The sequence below is a fragment of the Dialister sp. UBA1703 genome (assembly GCA_002320515.1).
In the GTDB taxonomy this organism is placed as follows: domain Bacteria; phylum Bacillota; class Negativicutes; order Veillonellales; family Dialisteraceae; genus Dialister.
In genome coordinates, this window is the sequence record DCJJ01000142.1 from 2,205 (window position 1) to 6,043 (window position 3,839).

Consider the following 3,839-nt stretch of genomic DNA (forward strand, 5'->3'; position numbering starts at 1 on the left):
GGTTGACGGGGCTTCGCCCCGAGGGTTGTGTAGAAGGGTTGTGTTCGCTTCGCTCAGGGGGGCGACAGCGCCTGCGGCGCTGAGGGTGGCGGATTGCCGCTCTGCGGCAATTCTTATAAAGTCAGCGTTACGGGATTTGGCTTTCTGTGTCATATGGCATGATAGGCATTACGTCGATCAGCCACCTCCAGTGGCTTTCCCCCCTTTGGTGCCTTACGGCACCACCTTCCCCCCGCTGAGCGGTGGGACAATAAAGAGCCGCAAAGCAATCCCTTCATAAGCAGCTCACAGCATGACGGAGCTTTATAGTGCCCCCGCTCGCCAGGGCGGTTGGCCTGTTTTCCGACGCCCGCAGGGCGGTTGTACGGTTTTCGCTGCCCCAGGCAGCGGCATATAAAACTACCCTCTGAACCAGCCCGCTCTGTGGGCCGAACCCATCGTTCGGTGCGCAGCACACGAACGATAGAACCCGGGCGCCGAGAGGCGCCTGAACCCTCAAGCCCCATAGGGGCTTGTCCATAAGGCGCGTCAACCTTCGGGAATACTGGAAAGCACAGCCCAGGTCCCGGTCCCGATCCTGAACGCGCCACAGGCGCCTGAACCCTCACGCCCTTACGGGCGTGTCCCTCAGTCCTTCGCTGCTGCGCTGGCTTTGAGGCAGTCGTCCACCAGTTTTTTGCCGAAGTCGCCCTGTTCCTGTTCGAACTTGGCCACCACCGGGGCGGTGGCTTCCTGCCACAGGTGGATTTCATCCTTTGGAATCACGTAAACGTCCATGCCTTTGGCTGCAAGTTCCTTCAGGCACCGTTCGTCTTCGGCCTTGGTTTCCTTGCGGATTTCATCCTGGATTTCCTTAGCGGTGTCGGCGATGATCTTCTGCTGTTCCGGTGTCAGTTTCTTCCAGGAGTTGTCGTTCATGGATACCAGGAATTCTACGTAGGAGTTGTTGGTGACAGTTAAGTACTTGGCCACTTCGTAGATCTTGCGGGACAGGATGGCGGTCTGGCCGGAGGACTGGCCGTCAATGGTGCCGTTCTTGATGGCCATGTATACTTCCGAGGAGCTCATGGTCGTGGGGGATGCGCCGAGAGCCTGGATGATGTCGGCGGAGGTTTCGGAGTAGGAGCGGATCTTCATGCCCTGGAAATCTTCCGGTTTTTCGATTTTCTTCACGTTATTGCAGAACTGTACGTAGCCGTAGTCTGCCCAGATCAGCGGATGAACGCCTTTCTTTTCCATTTCCTGGTTCAGTGCCTTGCCCAGGTCTCCGTCCAGTGCGTTGTCTACGGCGGAGTAGGAGGTGAGGACGAAGGGCATGTCCAGTACTTTCAGTGCCGGCACCACCATGGACCAGCGGGCGGTGGAGTTCATGCCGATGTCCAGGCCGCCGCTCATGAGGGCGTCGTTCATGTTCTGGTCGTTATAGAGCTGACCGGCAGGGTATACCTTGATGTCGATCTGGCCCTTGGACCGTTCATTTACCTCTTTGGCAAACTTTTCAACGCTCTTGGACAAATGATGTTCCGCCGGAAGCTGGTAAGCCAGCTTCAATTCCACTTTCTGCCCATTGCCGGAAGCGGCCGGTTTCTTATCGCCGCCGGACATACCGCAGCCGCTCATCATGCCTGCAATGGCAAGGGCTGCTAAACCTGCTAAAACTGCTTTGTGACTTCTCTTAAACATACCCATCATGAAATCCTCCTTTGGAAAACACATTTATCTCTTACTTTTTTGAAATCAAGCTGTACCATCTTCCATACTGCAAAAAACGCCCTGATTGATAAAAATCAACCAGGGCGTCACATCTACGCGGTACCACCTCGCACTATACTCATGCGGCATTGTAACGGTGCCAGACGCCATATCTTACTCGGTTCAGATACAGAACTTGCGGACGACTCTGTGAGGACTTCCTGCTGCCTTTCACCCTGCGGCAGCTCTCTTTGAGGAAACCGGTTCACTCGCTTCCGTTCCTTGTCTTTCATGCACAAGCGTGCTGTGAAGCTTTTTTCAAAATTGAAGTTGGAAATAGTATACATGCACTTTTCCCCTTTGTAAAGGGGAAAATGAAGAAATTTTCATTTCCCGGAAAAATCAGTGATTCAATTTCTCCAGGTCCATCATGGCCTTGTACACCATGTCGAAGGTAATGTCATAGGGCTTCACCCGCATATCCTTGGTGTGGAGGCAGTTTGCCACCAGTTCGTCGGGGTGCTTGGGATCAATGCCTATGTCCTCCAGGCAGTGGGGGAGGTCAATGGATTTGGCAAAATTGTAAATTTTGTCCCGCTCCTCCAGCTGGCCGTCCATGGTGAGCATCACCTGGAGGCCGTAGTTCACCACGGCGCCGTGGAGATGGTTCCCTTCATGGGGCGTTCTGGTATGGCTGTTGTAAATGGCATGAGCCAGGGAAGAGTCCAGGTCATCTTCAATGCATACGGAAGCCATGCCCGGCGCCACGATGATGGAAAGGATGGCCGGCTCCAGGGCTTCATTCACCTCCTGCCGGTCCACCGCTTCCAGGGCCTTCTTGCCGTATTTCAAAATCCCCGGCGCCACATTCTGTGCATTCCGCACCCCCGTCTGCTGCACCCAGGTAAGCTCCATGCCCCGGGCGGAGAAGGGCACCTCATACTGCTTGGCCAGGGCGTCCCCCAGGCCTGCCCAGAAATACTCCCTGGGAGAATGGGCGATAATGTCAGTGTTGATAAAGGTGTGGTACGCATTCCTGTCCCTGTAAATGGAACCCCGGAAACTGTGATCCGGATTGTACATAATGCACACCGCCGTCACGGAAGCGCAGTTGGACGCCAGGGTGGGGAAGGTAAAGAGAGGCTTCTTCAAAAGATGAGCCGCCCACAATCACCGCCGTCTTCCCGTACTCCCGGCAGATACCGGAAATGGCATCATAGGCATCGGTGCCGATGGTGAAATGGGGGAAAAATGTACTTTTCATAAGAAACTCCTTTTTGTGCTGTCAGACTATGGATGGATGGTTACATTATACTCTTCTTTCGGAGAAATGTCAGAGGGTTCAGAGGGAAAGGTGGATGGGGCCTTTGGCCCTGAAGGTTGTGGCCGCTCCGCGGCAGGTTGTGTAGAAGGGTTGAGGGGGGAAGGTTCAGAGGGTTCGGCCCGCCTTTGGCGGGCTGGTTCAAAAGGGTTGTGGATTGCCGCTTCGCGGCAATGAAGTTTTCAATGCCGCCTGTCGGCGGGAAAACCGTAAAACCGCGCCTGCGGTATCGGTCGGGCGATTTATTGGAAAGTCCTTTTATGTGCAGGCCAGGGACCAACTTCGCCCGACTTGGAGATCCTCTGCAGGGTCTCCACATGGGAAATGCACCCCTATTCCCGCTGCGCGGTACTTCCCCGGAGGGGGGAAGTCTGCTCTACTTTCTCCCTTCAGTTTCATAAGTTGTACTACGCATAGCGCCGCTAAAAGTCTCCCCTCCGGGGAGAAGGTGGTGCCGCAGGCACCAAAAGGGGGGCATTTCCACGAGGGTCGCGAGGTGGTATGGTTTTTATTAAAATGACGCCCTTTATTTTTAAAGGCGCCACCTTCATTTACCATTCACAATTTATAATTTACCATTTTCATAAGCCGCCTGAACCCACTTGCTGTCATGAATACATCCCCACACCCCAAAACCATGGGATAGCCGTCAGCCAATAGCAGTCCCTCCCGCCCCCTGAGCGAAGCGAATACAACCTTTTTATACAACCCGCCGCGTCAGCGGCGCCCCCTGTCCCACTTTTCCACTGCCTCACTATCCCACGAGGGAAGCGCTGATTAAACCGTTATCGGATTTCATTCTTGTGTTTTTATTCAATGCAAGGAA

The 3,839-nt window shown here is 54.4% G+C and carries 2 protein-coding genes; both read right to left on the reverse strand.

Annotation, left to right across the window (positions count from 1 at the left end; genetic code table 11):
* Positions 1-627: 627 nt before the first annotated feature.
* Positions 628-1,692, reverse strand: a complete 1,065-nt coding sequence (locus B2Y11_RS06210) for a DctP family TRAP transporter solute-binding subunit (protein WP_291057393.1) — start codon at positions 1,690-1,692, stop codon at positions 628-630.
* A gap of 402 nt (positions 1,693-2,094) precedes the next feature.
* Entirely contained in the window at positions 2,095-2,844 is a 750-nt protein-coding gene (locus B2Y11_RS06215; protein WP_291057395.1) for an iron-containing alcohol dehydrogenase, read from the reverse strand.
* Positions 2,845-3,839: the final 995 nt, after the last annotated feature.

Excerpts from the sequence above, each read along its gene's own strand:
- B2Y11_RS06210 (WP_291057393.1), bottom strand. The coding sequence starts at position 1,692 with ATGATGGGTATGTTTAAGAGAAGTCACAAAGCAGTTTTAGCAGGTTTA.